Below are 24,456 nucleotides of genomic sequence, written 5' to 3'. Positions count from 1 at the left end.
TCTATTATTTATTATTCTTCTTATATTCTTGGTATGTTTTATTTGCTGTTTCCACATATTGATCTAACCCTTGACTTTTTAGCTCTTTAATAAAAGCATCATATTCACTTAAATCACGGGTACCTAAAATAAACTTTAATGTGTTTTGAGTCGTATAGTCTTTTAAAGGTGTGCTTTGTAAAGTAGCTCTTTCTCTATCTTCTACAGAATACGGAATAATTGGTTCTGCTGGAATTGTTGTTTTCACTGCTTTCATATCGTTTTGGAATTTAATTTCCTCTTCACTCATCATAGATTGAAGTAAGTCTGTTGTTCCCCCATATGCAAAAACCCCATTTGAGAATCCATAATCCACACGTAAATCTTTTGTTCCTTCTGGATTTAGACCGTTATATGTGACGTCTTCCGTTAATGTTCTTACTCCATCTTCTTTTGTAAATGTTGTTCCTTCCACTCCCCATTTAGCGAATTCTTGACCCTCATCACTATAATATAACCAGTCAACAAACTGCAGAATTGCTTCAAAATATTCACTTTCCTTTATTTTTGAAGAAATCATAACACCATTTTCTAATCGAGAACCTGCCATTAATTGACCTGCCGGACCACCAGGAACTGTTATTTTTGAAATAGAATAATTTCCTTTTCCTAATGTTTTATCCATATCTGTGCGGTGTAAATTAATAGTTTGTGAGTTACCATTGATTATAAAGGACTTTCCAGTTACAAATTTTTGCGTTGCTTGTTCATCAGTCTGTGTGAAACTCTCTTCATCTAACAGTCCTTCATCTACTAGTTTATGGAAATAAGTTACTAATTCTTTGTATTCATCTGTAGTAGGTGCATAAACAAATTCATCTTGTTCCTCTATATAAGATAATCCATTTCCATATCCCCAACCGGCCTTTGTTCCAAAGCCTGTTGCAGCAATATTTAGGGTACTATCAAACTTAAAACGATCGGAGAACGGAATAGAGTCTGGATAGATTTCTTTTAACTTCTTCATTGCTATATATAGTTCATCCCAAGTTGTTGGTATATCAATATTATTTTCTTCAAAGACATCTGTTCTAACAATCAATGTATAATCTGGCCAAACTTCTTCATGCAAACCTGGAAGGACATAAAACTTTCCATCCTGTTGTCGTAAAGTATCTATCTCTTCTTCTAGGTTCCATTTTTCTATTTTATCTTTTAAATGAGGCATTTTATCAATGTAATCGCTTACCGGAAGTGCAGCACCAGAAGAAACAAACGCAGTTTCTTCGCCAGGATATGTTTTTGGAATTAATAATGGTGCTTCACCTGAACTAATCAACAAACTTCTTTTTTGCGTATAATCACTCAAAGGTACGATTGTTGGTTCTAAAGTAACGTTCGTAATTTCTGTTATTTTCTCCCATAGTAGCCAATCTTTATCGTAAGGATATGTAGACTGTTCCATATATAAGATTGGTAATTTAAATGGTTCTGTAGCTTTAAATGTATCTCCAACCGAGTACGATTCCATAGCTCCTTTTGTAGATACTTCTGTGCTTGCCGCATCATCATCAGAACACGCAGCGGCAATAAGTACAAACATACATAAACTTAGAAATAACCCAACCTTTTTTAAACTTTTCTTCATGGTATTTCCTCCCCTTATATATATAGGAAAAGCGTAGGTATTTTCTCAAGATATGGCATTGTAAACACTTCTTCGAAAAATAACTACGCTGAATTCCAGTTAGCTAGCGACCCTGTTTTATTACTTAACAGAGCCGAGCATGACACCAGAAACAAAGTATTTTTGTACAAATGGATAAACAGACAGTATTGGTAAAATGGTTAAAACCATTGTTACGGCTTTAATGTTGGCGGAAATCTGTGTTAAGTTGTCTGCCGACGTTGCTCCTGCTGACATAGCGCTTGTTGCCCCTGCAATCATATTTCTTAAGTAAATTGTTACTGGAAATAATTCTTTTTTATCTAAATAAATGAAAGCACTAAACCAAGAATTCCAATATGCAACCGCATAGAATAATACCATTGTGGCAATTACCGCTTTACTTAGCGGCAATACTATTTTTAATAAAATACCGTATGTGTTTAAACCATCAATGGAAGCTGCCTCTTCTAATTCTTCCGGCATATTTTCAAAAAAGGATTTCATTATTAGCATATTGTAAATACTAATTGCTCCAGGGATAACAATTGCCCACATCGTATTACCGAAGCCCAATGCATTGATTAATACATAGTTTGGAATCAAGCCTCCGTTAAAGAACATGGTAAAAACGGCAAACACTGTTAAAAACCTGCGGCCTACCAATCTTCTTTTTGAAAGTGCATATGCAAATATAGTTGTTAAAAACATGGATATGATTGTCCCCACTATTGTATAAACAACTGTATTTTTATAATTTATCCAGAACATATCATCACTAAGAACTTTTTGATAGGTATCTACATTAAAACCTTTTGGCAATAAATTTACCTGTCCTGAATTAATATAGGACTCACTACTAAATGACTGTGCCACAACATTTATAAACGGATATAGCGTACAAAAAATGATTACTAATAGAATACAAACATTAAAGACTTTAAAGATTTTATACTGCTTCGATTCTTTCATCTAGTCTCCCCTCCTACCATAAACTTCTTTCTGTAAGTTTTCTTGAAATACTATTAGCCGTTAAAACAAGTATTAATCCAATAATAGATTCAAATAATCCAATCGCTGCAGCATAACTGAAATTATTAGACTCTAGACCAACCCGGTATAGATAAGTAGAAAGAACATCGGAAGTTTCATATGTTAAAGGATTATAGATCAATAAGATTTTTTCAAAGCCAACCGCTAGAAAGCTTCCTATATTTAGAATTAATAGGGTAACAATTGTCGGTAAGATACCAGGAATCGTAATATGCAGTGTCTGTTTCCAACGATTTGCACCATCTATTTTCGCTGCTTCATAGAGGGATTCATCAATAGTTGTTAAGGCTGCCAAGTAAAGAATGGCTCCCCATCCCATTCCTTGCCATACTTCTGATGTAACATAAATGGTCCTAAACCATTCTGGACTTTGAATAAAGCTTATTTTATCTCCTGTGAAAAATTCTACTATTGCATTGATCGAACCGTTTAATGCGGTTAATTGTAAAACCATCCCTGCAATTATAACGATAGATAAAAAATGCGGTAAATAAGAAGCAGTCTGTACAAACTTTTTGAATTTTTTTGACTTCACTTCATTTAAAAGAAGAGCAAAAATAATCGGCATTGGAAAACAAAATAGCAGTGTTAATCCACCTAAAATAAAAGTATTTTTAAATACATTCCAAAAAACTGGATCTTCAATAAACATTTGAAAATAATACAAACCGACCCATTGCTCGCCATAAATCTTACCGCCTGGCATATACCTTCTGAAAGCGATAACATTTCCTAACATAGGACCATACTTAAAGATTAATAAATAGATGATTGGCAATATTAACAAAGAATAAAGCTGCCAATCTTTTCGTATAGCAATCTTCAAAGTCTTAAATTTGTTTCTTTTTGGCTTACTAGTAGTTTTTACCTGTGCATGAACTACTTCAGTTTCCATTAGGACCCCCCATTTCTGTTATTAGTAACTTTTTAGTCATATACAAATTCTTTAAGAAGTATTTGACTATTATAAAGCCTCATCTTACGAAGATGAAGCAAATACACTTCCTTTATAAAGCGCTTACTTTTACAAATTTTAGAAGTAATGTTACAAATTACGAAATGCTATTATGTAAAGGATATAATGTTATAGAAAATTTGAGATGAAACAATTAAATGAAGAGATTGAGAGTGATAAGATTGTATTTTTTTAGAAAAATACTAGTATGGTAGTATACCTAAAAAGCGATTATCTTTTTAAATATTTAATAAATTTGATACAATGGCTTTTCTTTGAAGTAATGAACTGGAATATGTGGAAAGTATGCTTGAACTAATGATTGGAGGTACTCCATTCCAGGTTCTTCGCTAACTGCATGACCAATCATAATAAGTGCCTTTTTTTCTCTTTGATGGATAGCATCCCTTACATATTCTGGAGCTTCCCATTCTGGACCTTCACCTGCTATAACTAAATCTAGGTGTTGATTCTGAAATAAAGGAATGACTAATTCTCCTCCACCTCGATAACCTGCCAGCACTCCGATTCTTTCGCATTCCATGAACTGATCACCAACAACTTTAACAAAAGGAGCGCCAAGCTTTTCCTTTACATACATTGCTATCTCCATAACCGATTTCTTTGGAATGGTTAAAATAGTTGCAGTAGGCTGGTTCTCTTCAACATATTTCTCCCATTCAAGCTTTCGAATCAAACCGACCATAATTCCATCTGGAGTGTAGCGATGAAAATAATCATGAAAGCGAAAAATATTAATATTTGCTTCTTCTATTACTTGGAGTTTTGCATTACAAATTGGATCTTCAGCATATGCCTCTTTCCAATTATCATGACTATAAAAGGGACCTTCATGTGTAATAATCATATTTGCTCCAATAGAAATTGCTTTTTCTAATACTTCTTGCGTAAGCATGAATGCGATTACAATTCCTTCAACATCAACATTAGCTGAACCTTTTACTAATATATCCGTTGTTGATTCAAATCTTCTTGCAGGTTCGATTAACTTTTCAATTACTCTTTGAATATTCGTCATTCTATCTCCCCCATCAAGTTAATCAAATTATACCATGATTAAGTTCGTTCATTCAATATACAAACTGTTTTTTTACAAGTTTTTCTATAAATTTTTCTTTCACGATAAATTTCGTCTCAAACTCTACTTATTCCGTGATGATTGTTTGTTTTCTGGTTTTGCAATCGCTGAAAAATGAATAGACCACCTGACATTAGTATACAAGCTATTGAAACACCGCTGAAAAATGGTAGAAGACCAGGTAAATAAATTAATAGAAAAATATCTGCAGCTACTCCAAGGATTACTAGAATCAATAGATGGAGATTTAATACCCCTAGAAAAAAAGAATATTTAAAATACGCGATAAAATTTAATTGAAAATGAACATATACAGGAAAGAAGAATAAAAGTGTAATAATATACAAGCAAGAAATTAGTAATAAGATACTTGTTGATATAATACTGATTATTCCCTCTAGATTTAAAATTAGATAGTAATCTAGATACAACATCGCTCCAGCCATTGCAAATACTATGCCAAAACCATTACTTTTGATAAATTCACTTTTATAGACAGAGAAGAATGTTTTCCAGATGGGTATCTCGGTTTCTTTCATAAACCATTTCCGAACAACAGTAAATAATGCTACTGTCGCAGGCATAAAACCGAATAAAATTAATCCACTTAATAGGAACATAATCCATAGTAAATTAATATAGGCTAGCTTCATAATCCATTCACAGATGGTATATAATTTTCCCATTGGTTTTGTTGACATGCAATTCCCCTCTACTTTCTTCTTTCCTGCTAACTTTCTGCCTAATCTTTATTATCTTTCTTGCAAACTAAGAGTAAATCTCTCTGGCAAATAACTGTAAATAAAGGAAATGGGGCTACATAAGCTCCCATTCCCCCTTTCCCTAGGAATGCTTTTTTCACCATAGTTACTTTTTAATGCTGTTCCTCCAACCACAAGATGCTAGTTACTCCCCGTGGATAGTATTTACTTCCTGCGATTTCACCTGCTATTATTTGATCGCTCCAGCTCCAAACAGATAACTCAGGATGTGTTAGCCATTCTACATGTGCAGCATCTGCTTTTGCCCCTTTTTCATCCCATTCCCAGTCTAGAATTTCTCGAGCGATAAATTGGCATAAATAAATTTTGCTTAGCCATGAATTATTACTTGTAGAGGAGATTTTCCATCCTCCATCCTCAAATAGACAAACACCTTCTGTTAACACTGTTTCAAGATGTGTCTTTAATGCCTGAATATAGGTGCCATATCGTCCGTGTTCATCTAACGCTTCCTTACAATTTGTTAAGTATGGGAAAATCAGTCCTTCTATTGCAGGGATAATTTTCGAGTCATTTCCTTCTCCAATGACAGCTGGAATATACCCATCTTCGGTAACATGCTCGACAATAGTTGCTGCGCATTTTTCTGCTTGCTCACCTGCAAGCTTAGCTAAATCTTCTCTTTCATTTTCCGTAAATATTTTTTCAAGTGCAATATAGGAAGCCCATATTTTTCCTGCAAGATAAATATTGTTTCGCGCTTGCCCTAACGACACGTCAAGACTGTCATAAGTGGTAATTTCCGCACCGCCCATTACCCTTGAAGAATCTAGCCCCATTAAACCATTTCGCTTATCAGGTTCTGGATGATCTCTGTTTAGTATACTTTTAAAACATTGTTCCACTATCTCCAGATTTGCATCCAACCATTTTTGATCACCTGTATGATGAACATAAAGGGCAGCACATAATACCCAGTTTACTAGCTGTTCATGGGTCATATGCGAGAAGCAACCATCAAGTCCATACAACTCATAGGATGAGTATTGCGGACGAGAAATTGTATTTGCTACACCCATATCATGAGTAAAACTTATCCCACCAGGATATTCTGTATCATCATTTGGAAAACGAACAGTATCTTGATAACTAAATCGTTGGACAAACATATCTAATTCATTTTTTACTGTCCATGGATTCATTCTTAGCTCAAAGAAAATTTGATCAACCGTTAAATCAAATGTATTCATCATTCTATATTCCCCTTCATTCACTACCCAGAAGGGTTCACCATTATAATCTAACAATTGTGTAGATCCATAATAGCTGCGAATCGAGTGAATCAACATAAATTTTTGATCTTCCGATAAATGATTTGTACTATCTATTTTTTTATTCGCATTTTTCGCTCTGTCTGCAAGTAAATCGAAGTTTTCAAGCGCATATTCAGCAACAGACTCGATATTATTAAAGAAGTTTGTATAGTAATAAGAAGTATCCATTCCTGCAGTTACAATCCCACCTCTATAAAAACAGATGGCAAATTGGTATGTTCTTTTTTCTCCTGCTGGAACATCCATAACAAGTGCTCCTAAAGGTCCTAATCCAAATGTCCAATTCTCTTCTTCAGGAGTTGTTAGAATATTTTCCAAACTAAAGTGCATTGCTGATTTCACATCAGAATTATTGGATACAATAGCAGTCAATCTGCCTTGACCAATACCTGCAAAACCATCCATTGTATCATCGACTCTTCGCATCGATGAATAAGGATCACTCCCCTGATAGCCGAAAAAAGCACGTCTATTTCTTGCTCCGTTTGTATTATCTACTGTCAATTCAGCAAGTACAGCTGGCAAAATAGTACTTTTCAATTCTTCTTCATTTGCAGCTTTTGGATCTGGAACACCTTCTACTTGGGAATAAATAGTAAAAGTTAGATCCTCTGATTCCCATGTATCTGTTCCAAGTTGAAAATTACGTTTTATTTTATCTTTAGAGATAGGAAAAATTATATTAGGCTTATCAGGATCTGGGTCCATATTTTCAATATCATATCTCTTACTTTCATCATCGGCTTGATATGCAAAGAACGGAAAAGCTTCATATGTCCCTTCTTTATCTAAAGCTTCAGCACCAATATAAATATTTTGCTTTGGAGAACGACCTAATTCTAAATCTAATCCACCACCAGCTCCAGGAAATCCTAGCGTAAAGCTAGAGAACGCTCCTATTGGAGAATGATGAGCATTAAAAAATAAATTTTTTGGCATCGTGATTATTTCCTCCTTTTTATCCTTTTACAGAGCCGGCAGCTAATCCTTCGACAATCTTATTACTTAGGATGATGAAAGCAATTAGAATTGGAATAATACTTATCATCAAGGTAGCGCCAATAGCTCCCCAATCTGTTAAATATTGACCTACGAAATTATTAACACCTACGGTTAAAGTCTTCCATTTATCAGAACTAATGAACGTATTAACGAATACAAATTCATTCCAGTTATAAATCATATTGATAATAACAACTGTTGCCATAACAGGAGTTGTCATTGGTAGTGTGATTTGAAAGAATATGCGATGGATCGAACAACCATCCATTACAGCTGCTTCTTCCAGTTCACGTGGTAACGCTTGATAGAATCCTAATAAAATCATGATGGTAAGCGGTAGGTTAAACGCTGTATACGATATGATAATTGAAATCGGATTATCGATTAGTTGCAATTGATTAAAGAAACTAAATAAAGGAATTAAGGTGGAATGCAATGGAATCATAATTCCAACCATAAACAATCCAAGAACAAGTTTACTTAGTTTCCAATGCATTCTTGTTATTGCAAAAGTAACAAAGCTTGCTAGAATTACCGTTAAAACTACTGCGACAATAGTAATCCACACACTATTAAAGAAATATTGGCTTATATTCCCTTGAGTCCATACTTTTACATAGTTCTCCCACTGTGGATCTTTTGGAAGAGCAAATGGAGATAAGCCAAAAACTTCTTGATTCGTTTTTAAAGAAAAGAAGAATAACCAAATAAGTGGATATATTTGAAAAATGGCAATTATTCCTAGTACTAGATACAAAATTCCGTATCCTATTTTACTTCCAATTGATCCTCTTGTTTTAGGAGATGTGGATAAATTAGTTTTATTATTTTTTTGTACAACTACTTCACTCATGATCCTCTCTCTCCTTTAATACTGAGCATCTTCTTTTGATGCTGTTAATTTTTGTATCACCCATGTCATCACTAGGCAGATTACTAATAACGCAAAGCCAATAGCACTACCATAGCCAAAATTATATGTTTTAAATGCTTCCTTATACATATAAGATGCCATTACTTCACTAGCACCATTAGGTCCGCCGCCAGTCATTACATAGATTAAATCAAAGTATTTTAATGAACCTACAATTGCTAAGACTATCGTTACTTTTATTACTGGAGCAATCAGTGGGAGCTTTATTTTATAAGCAATTTGTAAGGGGGTAGCTCCGTCAATTTTAGCTGCCTCAATAATTTCATCTGGCACCCCTTTTAAAGCTGCATAATAAATAATGATATAAAATCCTGCATATTGCCATACAATTGGAATGAATATCGAATATAGGACCAAATTAGGATCTGCAAGCCAAATCGGTGTATTTTCCACTCCAAACATTTCCAAAAGCTTGTTCAGCATTCCGTTTGTTGGATCGAAAATTTTTAACCATAACTGAGCAATCGCTACAGAGGATAATAGCATTGGAATTAAGTAAATTTTGCGTAAAAATCCTGCTCCCTTAATCTTACTTGCTAAAATTAACGAGATTACTAAATATGCTACTAGGCTTATTGCAGAAAATACTGCTAATAAAACCGAATGATACGTACTAGTCCAGAACATTTTATCTTTCATGAGCTCTATATAATTTTCTAGCCCAATAAAGGTCTTAGCCCCTATACCGTCCCAATCCATTAAGCCATAATATCCTGTTAATACAATAGGAATATAGATTAAAATTAAAATGAGCAACAGTGCAGGGAGCACATACAGAGTGATTACCCATTTATTCGACATCACATTTTTCATTTTTCTGCTCTCCCTCCTTATTGATTTGTAAGGGCTTTGTCAAATGATAATATTGGGTCTTCTAATGTGAATTTTTTCTCAAACCAATATTATCGTTCAACAAAGCCTTCTCTTAAAAATCAATAATGTGAATATCCTAATCAAATGATTATTTTTAAATAGTGGAATCCATCTATTTCCCTATGATGGATTCCACTATTTATTTGTTATTCTTCCTCAGCTAACGCTTCTTCTTGCTTTGTTGTAAATTCTTTTGGTGTTGCCTGACCGCCAAATAGTGATTGGATCATATCTAAATGAACTTGAGCAACACTTGAGCTCATTTGAACGTCAGCATATAATGTTAAGTTAGATGCTTCTCCTAGATCATTTAAAATATCAATATACATTGGATCAAGATCAATATTGGAAGTATCTACAACAGTTGCTGGGATAACTCCTGCATCTTTAACAGAGGTTTTGCCCCATTCTTGGACTAGATATGCTACAAAATCTTTCGCTTCTTCTTTTACTTTAGATTTTTCAGAAACAAACAGTCCAACACCAGGACCACCTACAAAGCTGTTAATATCGCCTTTACCGCCTTCATAAGTTGGGAATTTAAAGTATCCAACTTTATCTTTAAATTCTTGTGTAACATCTGGGCTTGTTGTATAGTTTGGCAACTCCCAAGTAGCCATTAAATACATAGCAGCTTGTTCGTTCATAAAGTATCCTTTTGCCTCGTCATTGGATAATCCGTTAAATCCTTTTACAAATGCACCCATATCTACTAATTTATTAATTTCTTCTGCAGCTTGAACAAGTGCTGGATCTTCAAAGCTTCCACTACGATTAATCGCATTTGTTAATACTTCTGGTCCACCAATTCTATCTGCTAAGTACATATACCACATTGAACCAGTCCAACGATCTTTATTACCTAAAGTTATTGGAGTAACATCATTATCTGCTAGTGTTTTTACAACATTCAAGAACTCATCATATGTTTCAGGAACTTCTAAATTATATTTTTCAAAGATTTCTTTATTGTAATATACAGGTGTAATATTTAATTCAAGTGGAAGTCCATATGTTTTACCATCCATAGCAAAGGCTTCTGTTGTACCTGCTACAAATTGATCTTTAAAATTGCTATCAATGACATCATCTAATGATGCGAACATTCCACCCTTAACAAATGGCTGCATGTATCCTGCTGCCCATGTAACTCCAACGTCTGGAAGCTCATTAGAAGCTGATAATACTTTAATTTTATCTTTATATTGCTCATTTCCTAGTATTTCCGTTTGAATTTTCACATCTGGATGGTCTTTTTCATATTGCTTAATGATATCGTTTACAATTGTGAACTGAGCTTTTGAACTTCCCTCTGGCCACAAATGCATAAATTTAATAACTGTTTTACCATCACCGTCTGAAGCGCTTTCATTATTAGAAGAAGTGGATGAAGAACAGCCTGCTAAAACTAAAACCATTAATAAAGCAATCGATAGTAATGCTGACATTGCTTTTCTATGAAACATTATAACTACCCCCTATACATTCTATTTATTTATTTCTTTCTTACAATTAAAGTCTATCATCATTGGATTTCCGAAAAAAGGTAACAATGATTAGAAAAAGTTCAACTATTTTTAGAAAGCCCTTTCAAAATTTACTTTTCGATAGGCACTCGGTGTTATTCCTTCTAATTCTTTAAAAATTTTTATAAAATATTTAGGGGTTTTATATCCTGATTCTTCTGCAATATCAGCAATGGAAAGCTTTGTTGACATAAGTAGATTTTTAGCATGCTGAATTCTCCTTCTCGTTATATATTCACTAAATGTTAAATGAATTTCTTCCTTGAACAGCACGCTAAAATAACTTGGATTTAAAAAAACATGGTCAGCTACTTCACGTTGATTTAAATCTTCTTTTAAATGCTTATCAATATATTTCAATGCCTTCTGTATTGGTTCTCGAGGGGATTCATTCGTTACGGTGGCATCAATTAACTTGTCATCAACAACTTTTGAGATAATATTGGCTCTTTCTCTATTTTTATCGATCGTAATAGCATCTTCCACTGCTTCTATTAGTTTCTTTTTACTTATTGGCTTAAGTAAATAATTGATAACACCTAATCGAAGAGCTTCTTGGGCATACTCAAATTCAGAATAGGCAGAGATAACAATAACTACAGGTAGATGTTCTTGACTTTTTATCGTTTTTAACATCGTTATACCAGTTATTCTCGGCATACGAATATCCGTTATAAGGATGTTTACTTTTTGTTTTTTTATGATTTCAATTGCATCTTCCGCATTTGCTGCCAATAATATTTGAAATTGGCCGTTAGACCAGTTCTCTAATGTTTTTTTTATCCCTTCCCTTGATCTTGGCTCATCATCGACAATCAATATTGTTTTCGTATTCATTTTTACATCCCTCCATCTTTTGGAATTTCAAAAGAAATTAGTGTTCCTTTATTTTCAATACTTTCAATAATTAGTCCCTTATGTTGCCTTTCCTGATAATAGAGTGTAAGTCTTTTATATACATTGGAAAGAGCCATTCCCTTGCCTGCTGTAGATGTAATGCCTCCTTTTTCCATTGATTCTTTAATACTTTTTAATTTAGACGCATTGATGCCAATTCCATCATCTCTAATACTAACTCTTATTCTGTTTTTCTCCTCTGCTTGTTCAACAATAACATCAACTGTACATTGGCCAAGCTTATTTTCTGCTCCATGTAATACAGCATTTTCAACTAATGGCTGTATTAAAAATTTAGGAATTCGTACTTCTTCAAACGCTTTAGGTAGCTTTATATGCCATGTTAACTGCTCTCCAAATCGCATTTTCATTATTTCCATATAGTCCTCGATATGTTCTATTTCATCTTTTATACGGACCCACTCATCCTCTGAGGACCGAGAAATAGTATATCGAAATAAATTAGACATCGTAACAACAAGTTCAGCCAGCTCTTCCTCCTCTTTCTCCTCTAATGTCCAATGAAGGGCATCTAAAGTATTAAATAAAAAATGAGGATTAATCTGAGCTTGCAGTGCTCTTAATTCACTACGGCTTCGAATTATTTCCTTTTGATATACCATTGTAATCAAATGATTGGTTTCTTTTACAAGCTGATTATATGTACTGTTTAATTCGTTTATTTCATTTACAGAAGAGATATTAGGTGTCGATGGCAAAGAGCCTTCACTTGCAAATCTCATCGTATTTGTTAACCGAATAATTGGTCTAGTAATAATATTGGATAGAAAAAAAGAGCAGACGAAATATATTAGTAGTCCAATAAATCCAGCTAAAAGGATGCTTGTTCGTACCACAGTTATTCCTTCTGTTAACGTATTGAAGGGAGTTAGGATTAGTACTGTCCAACCAGTTACATGGGAAAAATTCTTGGTAATCATGTAATCCTTTTCATTTATTCGAACAATTTTTCTATCACTTTCCACGATTGACTTACTTGATTGCTCAAAATTTGTAATAATCGGTTTATTTGTTTCATCTAAAAGCATAAAATATTGATTTGTTTCATCTGTAAGCGTTTGATTTGCAAACTTAAAATAATTACCATAAATACTAAAAAGTAAATATCCTCCATTTGCAAAGCTTCGATTAAATAGGTTTACCCTTCTGATAACCAGAAAATAATTGCTGTCATTGGGATCCTCACCAATCCATACAAGACTTCCTTTTGCGTCATCCGCCTTTTTCACCCATCTAGTTTCAAGACTAGTCATTAGATTGGCATCATCCAGAGGCAAAATTCGCGTATGATTCCTAGTAAATAATTGAAAGGAAAAAATGCCATCTGAATTAGCGGTTATTGTATTAACCGTCCCCATCAAATCTTGTTTCTCTTGAAAAGTTACATGTTTTTGATCATATTCTTTCGTCAAAAGCTTTTGTACTTTATCATTAGTGGCTACAAGCTTTGATGCCATATTTAATTGTTCATATAAGGTTTCGATTCTGCCATTTGCTTCGACTGCCACTTGCTGTATTTGTTTTTCAGCATTATTTTCTAATAATGAAGATACCTGATTAAATATCAATATACTAACAAATAAAAGAACGACTATCATAACAGATAAAAAAACAAACAAGATTTGATTTCTTAATGTATTCCATTTTCTTAATAAATTGAGCATCTATTTATCGCCTTTCTCTTTATTTGCACCATTATTATACCAAATAATCACAAACTTTGTTTATTCGTTATACAAATAAACATTAGTTACAAAAAAAGAGAGTCTGTTCCATTCTTTTGTAAGAAGTTCAGACTCTTTCTTTATTACTATATATCATTATTTATTCCTTTTTGTCTATACTTATTGAATAATTGTTACTCTATTTTTCTTTTGCAACTTTCTTTGTATGCCCCTCATTAAGAGTAGCTTTACGCTTCTTCTTGTAGGAGGAATTAACATAATAGCTCCTACAATATCTGTTAAGAATCCAGGGAAAAGTAATAGTAATCCCCCAATTAAAACGCAAAAGCTATCTAGTATAGCGTCTCCAGGCACGATTCCTTGATTTAATTGAACCTGCACATTACGAATTGCCTTTAATCCCTGTTTCTTTAATAACATAGCTCCAAGAATTCCTGTTCCTATTACAACAAATAAAGTTTCTGGTATTCCAATTAAATTCCCTGCTAAGAGAAAGATTATAAGCTCTATTATTGGCAATAGTAGCAAGCTAATGAAAAAATTTCGCAAAAATTGTCACCGCCCTTCTCTTGTCTACCTACTTATATTATACCTTTATTCCTTTGCTGGTGATAGTAGACCGCCTTTCGTCCTACTGTTTATTTATAGAAATATTATTTGGGGTGATTAGGCTGAGGCGATCTCTAGGAGGTGTAATGTTTCAATGGGCGGTGAGGATGAAACTCTATTTACTCTATTTTTCTTTCCAACTGCTATCATGGCTTTCATCCAAATGCTAATCTTTCCTAGCTATAAAAAAAGAAGAATATCCCTTGCCTTATGAGCAAGAATATTCTTCTTCTTTTAATCATTTTTTATAGTACGCTAGCATGTCCGCTATAAACATATCCACTACGGGAATCAACAGTAATATCTAGTCCATCTTTTAAGATACTTGTTGCGTTTTCTACTCCAACGATAACAGGAATCCCAATGTTTAAACCTACAACAGCTGCATGGCTTGTTAAGCCGCCTTCTTCAACAATTACCGCACTACATTTTTCTAATGCAGGTACCATATCCCGATCCGTTGCATTTGTCACAAGAATTGAACCAAATTTAACTTTATCTAGTGCTTCTTTAGCACTAGTAGCGATTACAGCTTTACCAAATGCTGTCTTACGGCCAATTCCTTGTCCTTTAGCAAGTACATCTCCAATTACATGAATTTTCATGATGTTTGTTGTACCTGCTTCTCCAACAGGAAGACCTGCTGTAATAACTACTAAATCACCATGTGTAACAATAGAGCTGTTAACACCTTCTTGAACTGCTACATCTAGCATTTCATCTGTTGATTCTGATTTTTGGCTTAGGCGTGGATATACTCCCCAAACTAGCGCTAATTGTCTTTGAATACTTGCATCATATGTCACAGCGACAATTGGAGCTTCTGGACGGTATTTAGAAATCATTCTTGCAGTGTGACCGCTACCAGTTGGTGTAATTACTGCTTTTACTTCTAAATTTAATGCTGTATGGGCAACAGATTGTCCGATTGAATCAGTAATGGAATGCTCAGAATCTTTGCTGCGTTTAGATAATATTTCTTTATAATTTAATGCTTCTTCTGCTCTTGAAGCAATATTATTCATTGTTTGTACAGCTTCTACTGGATAGGATCCTGCAGCTGTTTCACCTGATAGCATAATTGCATCTGTGCCATCAAAGATTGCATTTGCTACGTCACTTGCTTCTGCGCGAGTAGGACGTGGATTACGTTGCATAGAATCTAACATTTGTGTTGCAGTAATAACAGGTTTTCCTAAAGTATTACATTTTTTAATTAATAATTTTTGTACTAATGGTACTTCCTCAGCAGGGATTTCTACTCCTAAATCACCACGAGCAACCATTAATCCATCAGAAACCTCTAAAATTTCATCAATATTATCCACACCTTCTTGGTTTTCAATCTTTGGAATAATATGGATATGAGAAGCGTTGTTATCTTCTAATAATTGTTTAATTTCTAAAACATCAGATGCACGGCGTACAAAAGATGCTGCGATAAAATCAATTCCTTGTTCAATACCAAAACGAATATCATTTGCATCTTTTTCAGTCATACCAGGAAGCTTTACAGCTACCCCAGGAACGTTAACACCTTTTTTGTTTTTTAATGTTCCTGAATTTAAGATTTTTGTATGTATTTCACCAGCTGATTTATCTATTTTCGTTACTTCTAGACCAATTAAGCCGTCATCCAATAAAATTTTGCTACCTGGTTCAACATCATCAATTAATCCTACATAAGTAACAGAGAACTTTTCTGTAGTACCTTCCACTTCTGTCATAGAAACGATGATATCATTTCCAGCAACTAATTCAATTGCGCCGTCTTTCATGTTATTTGTTCTGATTTCTGGACCTTTCGTATCTAAAAGAATCGCAATATTGTTTCCAGTAATCTCTGCTGCTTCACGAATATTTTTTATTCTAGCACCATGCTCTTCAAAATCTCCATGAGAAAAGTTAAGGCGAGCAACATTCATTCCAGCTTCCATTAATTGCGTTAATTTTTCCACGCTTTCACTTGCAGGACCAATAGTACATACAATCTTTGTTTTACGCATTAATAATTACCTCCGATAAATAATAGTAAAAAAATAATAGCTAATTTCACAGCATTTTAGGAATTTATGAGTTATCTGTACAATTAAATATACGAGATAATCATAAATTCCTATCGATTTATTAAATAGATAATTCCTTTGATAAGTGATATAAATTACTATCAATCGTATGTTTACGCGCTAAAGCTTCAATGATATCATAATCAACAAGTTGATTTTTCTCGATACCTACAGCTCGACCACCTTTACCTTCTACAAGAAGCTCAACTGCATAAGCACCTAGGCGGCTCGCTAATACACGGTCTTGAGCAGTAGGGGAACCACCACGCTGCATATGACCTAACACAGATACACGTGTATCGAAATCGGTATTTTCTTCAATTAATTTACCAATTTCAACACCACTTGCAACACCCTCAGCAACGACAAGAATACTATGTTTTTTGCCGCGTTCTTGCCCTTTTTTCAATCTGCCAACAATCTCTTCTAAATTAAAGCCTTCTTCAGGGATAAGAATTGTTTCAGCACCACCAGCTAAACCAGCCCATAATGCGATATCGCCAGCATTTCTCCCCATAACTTCAATAATAAATGTTCTTTCATGAGAAGTTGCAGTATCACGGATTTTATCAATTGCATCAATAACTGTGTTTAGTGCTGTATCAAAGCCAATGGTAAATTCTGTTCCAGGTATATCGTTATCAATTGTACCAGGAACGCCCACACAAGGATAACCTTGTTCTGTAAGCGCCTTCGCACCCATATAAGATCCGTCTCCGCCAATAACAACAAGACCATCAATATTATGTTTTTTTAATTGCTCAATTCCTTTTTGTTGTCCTTCTTTTGTTTTGAATTCTTCACAACGTGCAGAAAAAAGGAATGTTCCACCACGATGAATTATATCGCCAACAGAACCAACTTCTAACTTTCTGAAGTTGCCGCTAATTAGTCCCGCATAACCACCAATAACTCCATATACTTCTACTCCATGAAAAATCGCTTTACGAACTACTGCTCTAACGGCAGCGTTCATTCCAGGTGCGTCACCGCCACTTGTTAATACACCAATTCTTTTAACTGTCATTTCCTCACCTCATAATTTCTTAACAAATAAATTATGTAGCATAACATACATATACTATTATATAACAAATTATCTGTCTGCAACATTTTTCACAAAATTTACATATATAATTTTATGTAATGCTAACTTTTGTAAATTAATCTAGAAATTGTTTATCCTCTATTAATTCCCGATATTTGTATCCAATTCTCCATTAAACAATACTACCATATCATGAAGAATCGCGCATCTCAACTTAAACTATGAAAAAAATAAAAGACGGAATAATCAGCAAATTGAAATCGTTTTATAATAATACGTATTTTTGATCTTTCCCTATTTCTATCACTTTAAACCATAAGAACAAAATCATTTAAACAGTTTTATCATACACATTTCACTTTTTTTTATGTATATGTTTTCTTAGTTTATTGTAAAATTATGTCTAGCATTCACTAGTTTTACCCTACATACAACTGAAAGCGTAAATTCTAAATAGTTACTCCTATAGTTTCATCAAAAAGACTGTAGACAGTTTTTATCTATGTCTACAGTCTTAATGCTTGTTATTAGCGTTTTAACTATTTTTATATGCTCCGATATTTTTAAACTTATTATAACGATGATTCACAAGTTCTTCCTTTGTCATCGCTTTTAATTCTTTCAGAGATGCATATAAAACCTCATCGATTTGCACTGCTTGTTCTTTTATATCATGATGTGCTCCACCTTTGACTTCTCTTATAATCGAATCGATAATACCTAATCCTTTTAAGTCTGGAGCTGTAATCTTCATTTTTTCGGCAGCTTGTTTTGCCTGTCCAGCATCTTTCCATAAAATAGATGCTGCACCCTCAGGAGTAATAACCGAGTAAGTAGAATTCTCCAGCATATGGATATGGTTACCAACACCAAGAGCTAATGCTCCACCACTACCACCTTCCCCAATTACGATACAAACAATTGGAACTTGCATGGATGCCATTTCAAATAAATTTTTTGCAATGGCTTCACTTTGTCCTCTTTCTTCGGCAGCTTTACCTGGATATGCACCTTTTGTGTCAATAAAACAAATAATGGGACGATTGAACTTATCCGCTTGCTTCATCAAACGAAGCGCTTTTCGATATCCTTCTGGATGGGGCATTCCAAAATTCCTACGGATATTTTCTTTCGTATCCTTCCCTCTTTGATGACCAACAATTGTTACAGGCAAACCTCTATATTTTGCAATTCCGCCTACAATTGCCTCATCATCTCCAAATCCTCTATCGCCATGCAACTCGATAAAATCTGTAAATAAATGAGAGATATAATCTAGAGTCGTTGGTCTATTTGGATGTCTAGCAATCTGAACCCTATCCCATGGCTTCATATTATCATAGATATCATTTTCAAGTTTTTTTAAGCGAAGCTCCAATTTTTCAATTTCTGTACTTAAATCAACATTTGCATTTTCCGAGAAATCTTTCAACTCTTTAATTTTATCTTTCAAATCATTTATAGGCTTATCAAAATCTAATCCTACCACTCTAAATCACCACCATTTTGATGCATTTCCAGCACTAAGCTAAGCTTTTCTTTTAACTCTAATCTAGGTATGACTGCATCTAATTGACCATGCTTTAGTAAAAACTCTGCTGTTTGAAAATCCTCAGGAAGTTCTTCTCCAATTGTTTGCTCAATAATTCGACGTCCTGCAAAACCAATTAATGCACCTGGTTCAGCAAAATTATAATCTCCAAGCGAGGCGAAACTTGCAGAAACTCCTCCTGTCGTTGGATGTGTCATAATCGTTATATATAAACCACCGTTATCACTAAATCGTTTTAATGCGGTACTCGTTTTAGCCATTTGCATCAAACTTAATACGCCTTCTTGCATTCTTGCTCCACCTGAAGCAGTAAAAATGATAAACGGTACTGAAAGCTCGTCTGCCTTTTCAATAGCAAGCGTTATTTTTTCTCCAACTACCGATCCCATACTCCCCATTCGGAAAGAAGAATCCATTACTGCTATTACTACTTTATTTCCATTTATTTCGCCAGTGCCAGTAACAACAGCTTCATTCATATTCGTTTTCTTAATATCTCCAGCAATCTTATCCTCATAGCCAGGAAAATGTAACGGATTTCCTGTTTTCATGTCCTCATTTAGTTCGATAAAAGTTGCTTCATCAAGGATACTATCCATTCTTTCATATGCTTTCATTGGTAAATGATACCCACAATTCAAACAAACCTTTAAATTCTTCTGTAGCTCACGTGTATACATTATTTTCTTACAATTAGAACATTTTGTCATAATACCTTCAGGAACTTCATTTTTCGATAATTCTGAAGGCAATGTAGCATATTTAAGTTTTTTCGATTTCGAAAATATCCCCTTTATCAATATGGAAACCTCCCCATAAGTAACAATTTAGATTTGAATCGGATTCCTGTCATTTCCATGCACCATTATTCATTTAAAGTTATTGTAACTACCATACACATCCCATAATTTCATTTGATCCTTATCATGTAATGCATCTAAAAGAAGGAGGAAATCTTCCCTCCTCCATTTTTTTGTAGGAATCGTTAAGGAGTGGTAATAGTCATTCAAAATTGTCCATAAACGATGGACCAAAAAATTATCAGCTATTTTGATTAACTGAAAGAAAAATTCACTTTCTGATCGTTCTTGCGCTTTCACCCATTGTTTTAAATATTCAATTTCATCTGCTGTTATTTTTTCCATCGCAATATATAGAGCGTTTAATTGAATATAATTCTTCGTCTCCAAAACATCTTTCTTTGCTTTATCATTCTGCAAGATAAATGTACTGATCAGTTCTACTAGTTTATGACCTTGGAAATCACGAAGAAAGGTTCCTTCCCCTTTTCTTGTTTCAATAAGTCCAAGTAGCTCTAATGCCCTCAAGGCTTCCCTAATAGACGATCTTCCAGCTCCTAGCGTTTCACTTAATACCCGTTCAGATGGAAGCTTGTCCCCCGGCTTAAGACCATTCTGATCAATCATTTCTCGTAAATGATTGACGATATCCACATATAATTTGGATTCCTTTAAAGATGATTCTTTCACCTTATGTCATCACTCACTTCTTTCTTGCCATAATAGGGCAAATATAATTAGAAAATAAATAAAGTATAAGTACAATAATCCAACCCCAAAAAATTCCACTAAGTGGTCTGACCAGTTAGCTTATTAAACAATATACTATCTTTGAAAAGTTGTAAAGTTTTATTCGGCTAAGACAACTTGATTAGTACCAAGCAGTGCAGTTAATTCTTCGATACATTCCTTACTTGGAGAAATTTTATATTCTTCGCTCAAAATTATATTTTTTCCTGTTTCTTCATAATGAATAATAACAGGTGTGATTCCTGGATATTTCCTAATAATCGTAAGAAGCTTTGCTTTTTGGTTAATCATTTTTTTCTCACTCATCACTTTAATAAATAGCTTATGATTTTTTTTTGGAAGTGATTGGACTATCGTTCCAATCGATTCAACCATTTGAATAACTAGTTGTTTCGTTCCATTTCTGTCTTCACATTTCCCTTCCATATAGACTGTATCACCTATTTTTAGCAGTTCATGATATTTTTTAAAGACAAGTGGAAAAATAACGCCTTGAATGTCACCACTTTGATCGCTTAACTGTATAAAAGCCATCGGTTCGCCTTTTTTTGTACGTATTGCATTCAATTCTGTAATATATACAATACATCTTTGTTTCTTCCCTGTTTCTAACTCATTAATGGGAGTAGTTTGTAAAGGAGTCTGATACTGTTTATAAATAGATACAGGGTGGTCTGACAAGTAAAAACCCAATGCATCTTTTTCTAAAGTTAATTTATCCTCGACTTTAAGTGGCTCCACTTCTACATATTTCGGCTTAAAAAAGAAATCATCATCACTAAACAAATCATTTTGGTCTGTATCCTCTGGATGTACTAATTGTGCATGCTGAATGGCAACATCAACGGTAGCAAGCAGTGTAGCCCGGTCTACGCCAAATTCATCAAAGCTTCCTGAATAGATTAGCATTTCCATCACTTTTCTATTTATCGTCTTTGGAGAAACACGAATACAAAAATCAAATAAATCCTCAAATTTTTTCTGATTTCTTGCCTTTATTATTTCTTTCATTACGTTTCCGCCAATTCCTTTTATCGCAACTAAACTATAACGAATTTTGTTCTTTTCGACTCGGAAAAAGTAATTACTTTTATTAATGGATGGCGGAGCCACTTCGATATTCATTTGTTTTAATTCTTGGATATATTGAAGTATTTTCCCTGTATTTCCAATAGACGATGTCAGTAACGAAGCCATAAAATATAGGGGATAATTAGCCTTTAAATAAGCAAGCTGATAAGCAATCATACTATATGCCACTGCATGGCTCCTATTAAAACCATAATTAGCAAATCGTACTATTAACTCATATATTTCATTCGCCGTTTTCTCGTGATATCCTTTTCTTTCCGCACCTTTTACAAAATGAATCTTTTCTTGTTCTAAAATATCTTTTTGTTTCTTGCTCACAGCTCGTCTTAACAAATCTGCCTCTCCTAGCGAAAAACCAGCCATTTTAGAAGCAATTTGCATTATTTGCTCTTGATAAACAATTACTCCATATGTGCTGCTTAATATTTCTTCTAAATCAGGATGATAATAGTTAATCGACTCTTTGCCATGTTTTCTATTGATGTAATGAGGAATATTTTCCATAGGTCCTGGACGATAAAGCGCATTAACGGCTACTATGTCTTCAAAATCAGTTGGCTGTAGCCTTTTTAACACATTGCGCATTCCTTCTGACTCCAACTGAAATATCCCAGTTGTCTCCCCTTTACTTAGAAGACTGAACACAGCTGAATCATCAATCGGTATTTTTCTAATATCAATTTTTTTCTTCGTTGTTTTGTAAATCATTTCAAGAATGGATTCCATAAAAGAAAGATTTCTTAATCCGAGAAAGTCCATTTTTAATAAACCAAGTTCTTCTAAATATTCCATGCTATACTGTGTTAAGTATATATCTTCATGCCCACTTTGAATCGGAATAATTTCCACAAGCGGTTGCTGACTAAGCACTACGCCAGCAGCATGAGTAGAAGTATGCCTTGGAAGCCCTTCAATTTTACAAGCGGTATCAAATAGTTTTTTATTACGAGGAGATGATGCAACAAATTGCTGCAATCTGGTTGATTCTTGATAGCTTTGTTTAAGATTGATTCCTAACTTGGATGGAATCATCCTTGAAAGTTCATCCAACTCTTTTACAGAAAGACCAAACGCTCTGCCAACATCTCGCAAAGCAGCTTTAGCTGCCAATGTCCCAAAGGTAATAATCTGTGCAACATGAAGTTCTCCATATTTATTTTTCACGTATGAAATAACTTTTTCACGCTTATTATCCGGAAAATCAATATCGATATCAGGCATGGAAATTCTCTCCGGATTTAGAAACCTTTCAAAAAGCAATTGATACTTAATAGGATCTACATCTGTAATATGTAAAACATAGGCAACGATTGACCCAGCGGCCGATCCTCTCCCTGGACCTGTTAAAACACCATTTTCTCGTGCGTACTTCATAAAATCCCAAACAATTAAAAAATAGTCGCTATAATTCATTTTTCCAATTATACCAAGTTCATATTCTAACCGCGCTCTATGTTCTGGAGTAGGCTCTAGATATCTTTCATTTAATCCAGCATTACATAATTCTTTTAAATAGCTTAGTGCGTTTTTTTCTGCAGGTACAGTATATTTAGGCAAGGTAGCAAGTATACCTTTCATCTCTATCTGGCAAGATTCTCCTACATTCCAAGTATTCTCAAGAATCTCTGGAACATCATGAAATAGTTCTATCATTTCTTCTTTATTTTTTAAATAATGCTGATTGGAATTCCATTCATTTTGCTCTAAATCTGATAGCTTTTCCGAATTTTTAATTGCCTTTAAGCATTCATAAGCAAAATGATCCTCTTCCTTTAGGTAAAGTACATTATTTGTTGCTACAAGCTTCACTTCTTCTTCGATAGCTAATTTCCTTAATTGTTCATTGAACGTTTCCTCTATGGATAAACCATGTCTTTGGATCGATAAGAAGCATTGGCCACGTTCAAAAATAGTCTTCCATAACAATAATGTATTTCGTGCCGATTCCATATCATCCTTCAGAATACTTTGTTCCATTTCTCCCTCGAATCCTGGGGAAATGGCTATCAAGCCCTTTGCATAATGCTTTAGCCACTTCACCGGAATTCCTTGTGGATTCTTTGTTTGAATGGCACTGGTAATTTTTAATAAATTTTTAAACCCAAGACTATTTCTAGCTAATAAGATTAATGGATATGCATTTTCCTTTTCCCTTTCACTTATTACATCTACTGTTAGTCCAATAATCGGTTTTATTCCTTGCTTCCATGCTTCTTTATAGAAAGAAGCTGCACCATACATAACATTTCGATCGGTTAAAGCAATGGAATGATACCCTTGCAATTTAGCATTGCTGACCAACTCTTTTATCGAAAGAGTACTAGATAAAAGACTATATGCGCTAGAAACCTGAAGATGTACAAAAGACATAAATTCACCACTTTTCTTGTAAATTTTTCAATTTCCTATTAACAGAAAATATATTATTATGCTCATTCCTTTAAAAAGAACGAATTTCAACCGAAAATCTTCGGTTACCGTCCTTTTAGGATAATTTTTAAAAATATCATTTTCCCCTTAAAAATGTTTGGGGAAATAAACCTTTTTCCTTTCATTATAGTTGTTCACAGCAAAAAAAGAAAATATGTTCTCTTTATGGAGCTTTCCGAGTATTTAGAAATATTCCCATTGCATTTATAGGAAATGGGATACGATTTATAATCAAAAAACGATGCAAACATCCCCCCTTTAAAACATATAAAAGGAAGTTGTTAAAAACACTCATAAAACTGATAGTTTGTCCATAGTAATAAGAATAGAAGAATACTAGATAACGGTTTTACCATTTTTCAA

At 34.0% G+C, this 24,456-nt stretch carries 18 protein-coding genes; all 18 read right to left on the bottom strand.

The genetic code is table 11. The features are described from left to right. Window positions 1–4: 4 nt before the first annotated feature. On the bottom strand, window positions 5–1,627 hold the full coding sequence (locus ACTQ5K_RS15450; protein WP_441994048.1) for an ABC transporter substrate-binding protein: 1,623 nt from the start codon (window positions 1,625–1,627) through the stop codon (window positions 5–7). Window positions 1,628–1,747: 120 nt separating this feature from the next. After that, on the bottom strand, window positions 1,748–2,617 hold the full coding sequence (locus tag ACTQ5K_RS15445; RefSeq protein WP_031534880.1) for a carbohydrate ABC transporter permease: 870 nt from the start codon (window positions 2,615–2,617) through the stop codon (window positions 1,748–1,750). A 13-nt stretch (window positions 2,618–2,630) separates the two neighbouring features. Beyond that, window positions 2,631–3,593 (bottom strand): ABC transporter permease, encoded by a 963-nt coding sequence (locus tag ACTQ5K_RS15440; protein WP_441994047.1) that lies wholly within the window; start codon window positions 3,591–3,593, stop codon window positions 2,631–2,633. Between the two features lie 307 nt (window positions 3,594–3,900). Beyond that, a complete protein-coding gene (locus ACTQ5K_RS15435) occupies window positions 3,901–4,692 on the bottom strand; it encodes a Nif3-like dinuclear metal center hexameric protein (protein ID WP_441994046.1) in 792 nt (263 codons plus the stop codon). A 116-nt stretch (window positions 4,693–4,808) separates the two neighbouring features. After that, on the bottom strand, window positions 4,809–5,453 hold the full coding sequence (locus tag ACTQ5K_RS15430; RefSeq protein WP_441132199.1) for a YesL family protein: 645 nt from the start codon (window positions 5,451–5,453) through the stop codon (window positions 4,809–4,811). A 173-nt stretch (window positions 5,454–5,626) separates the two neighbouring features. Continuing rightward, entirely contained in the window at window positions 5,627–7,747 is a 2,121-nt protein-coding gene (locus ACTQ5K_RS15425; RefSeq protein WP_441132197.1) for a glycoside hydrolase family 52 protein, read from the bottom strand. Window positions 7,748–7,766: 19 nt separating this feature from the next. Further along, on the bottom strand, window positions 7,767–8,663 hold the full coding sequence (locus tag ACTQ5K_RS15420) for a carbohydrate ABC transporter permease (RefSeq protein WP_441132195.1): 897 nt from the start codon (window positions 8,661–8,663) through the stop codon (window positions 7,767–7,769). A 15-nt stretch (window positions 8,664–8,678) separates the two neighbouring features. Continuing rightward, a complete protein-coding gene (locus ACTQ5K_RS15415; protein ID WP_441994045.1) occupies window positions 8,679–9,557 on the bottom strand; it encodes a carbohydrate ABC transporter permease in 879 nt (292 codons plus the stop codon). Between the two features lie 206 nt (window positions 9,558–9,763). Then, entirely contained in the window at window positions 9,764–11,083 is a 1,320-nt protein-coding gene (locus ACTQ5K_RS15410) for an extracellular solute-binding protein (RefSeq protein WP_441132192.1), read from the bottom strand. Between the two features lie 111 nt (window positions 11,084–11,194). Next, window positions 11,195–11,980 carry a response regulator transcription factor gene (locus ACTQ5K_RS15405; protein ID WP_441132191.1) on the bottom strand — a complete coding sequence of 262 codons (786 nt, stop codon included), beginning with the start codon at window positions 11,978–11,980 and terminating at the stop codon, window positions 11,195–11,197. Between the two features lie 2 nt (window positions 11,981–11,982). Then, entirely contained in the window at window positions 11,983–13,725 is a 1,743-nt protein-coding gene (locus ACTQ5K_RS15400; protein WP_441994044.1) for a sensor histidine kinase, read from the bottom strand. Between the two features lie 180 nt (window positions 13,726–13,905). Continuing rightward, the gene (locus ACTQ5K_RS15395; RefSeq protein WP_441131626.1) at window positions 13,906–14,295 is read right to left on the bottom strand and encodes an FxsA family protein; all 390 of its coding nucleotides are present in this window, start codon (window positions 14,293–14,295) and stop codon (window positions 13,906–13,908) included. 305 nt (window positions 14,296–14,600) lie between these two features. Continuing rightward, window positions 14,601–16,361, bottom strand: a complete 1,761-nt coding sequence (pyk, locus tag ACTQ5K_RS15390) for a pyruvate kinase (RefSeq protein WP_441131625.1) — start codon at window positions 16,359–16,361, stop codon at window positions 14,601–14,603. A 121-nt stretch (window positions 16,362–16,482) separates the two neighbouring features. Continuing rightward, window positions 16,483–17,448: a 6-phosphofructokinase gene (gene pfkA / locus ACTQ5K_RS15385; RefSeq protein WP_441131624.1), complete on the bottom strand. Its 966-nt coding sequence runs from the start codon at window positions 17,446–17,448 to the stop codon at window positions 16,483–16,485. 556 nt (window positions 17,449–18,004) lie between these two features. Continuing rightward, the gene (gene accA, locus ACTQ5K_RS15380; protein WP_441131623.1) at window positions 18,005–18,958 is read right to left on the bottom strand and encodes an acetyl-CoA carboxylase carboxyl transferase subunit alpha; all 954 of its coding nucleotides are present in this window, start codon (window positions 18,956–18,958) and stop codon (window positions 18,005–18,007) included. Beyond that, a complete protein-coding gene (gene accD, locus ACTQ5K_RS15375; RefSeq protein WP_441131622.1) occupies window positions 18,952–19,821 on the bottom strand; it encodes an acetyl-CoA carboxylase, carboxyltransferase subunit beta in 870 nt (289 codons plus the stop codon). The genes accA and accD overlap by 7 nt, the downstream gene beginning before the upstream one ends. A gap of 69 nt (window positions 19,822–19,890) precedes the next feature. Continuing rightward, a complete protein-coding gene (locus ACTQ5K_RS15370) occupies window positions 19,891–20,511 on the bottom strand; it encodes a FadR/GntR family transcriptional regulator (RefSeq protein ID WP_441131621.1) in 621 nt (206 codons plus the stop codon). A gap of 159 nt (window positions 20,512–20,670) precedes the next feature. After that, complete coding sequence (dnaE, locus tag ACTQ5K_RS15365) at window positions 20,671–24,033, bottom strand: DNA polymerase III subunit alpha (RefSeq protein WP_441994043.1); 3,363 nt, start codon at window positions 24,031–24,033, stop codon at window positions 20,671–20,673. Window positions 24,034–24,456: the final 423 nt, after the last annotated feature.

It is taken from the genome of Niallia sp. Sow4_A1 (assembly GCF_052116745.1).
Taxonomy (GTDB): domain Bacteria; phylum Bacillota; class Bacilli; order Bacillales; family Cytobacillaceae; genus Niallia; species Niallia hominis.
The sequence above is the reverse complement of the archived record's forward strand: the minus strand, read 5'-3'. Positions and strand labels throughout refer to the sequence as shown.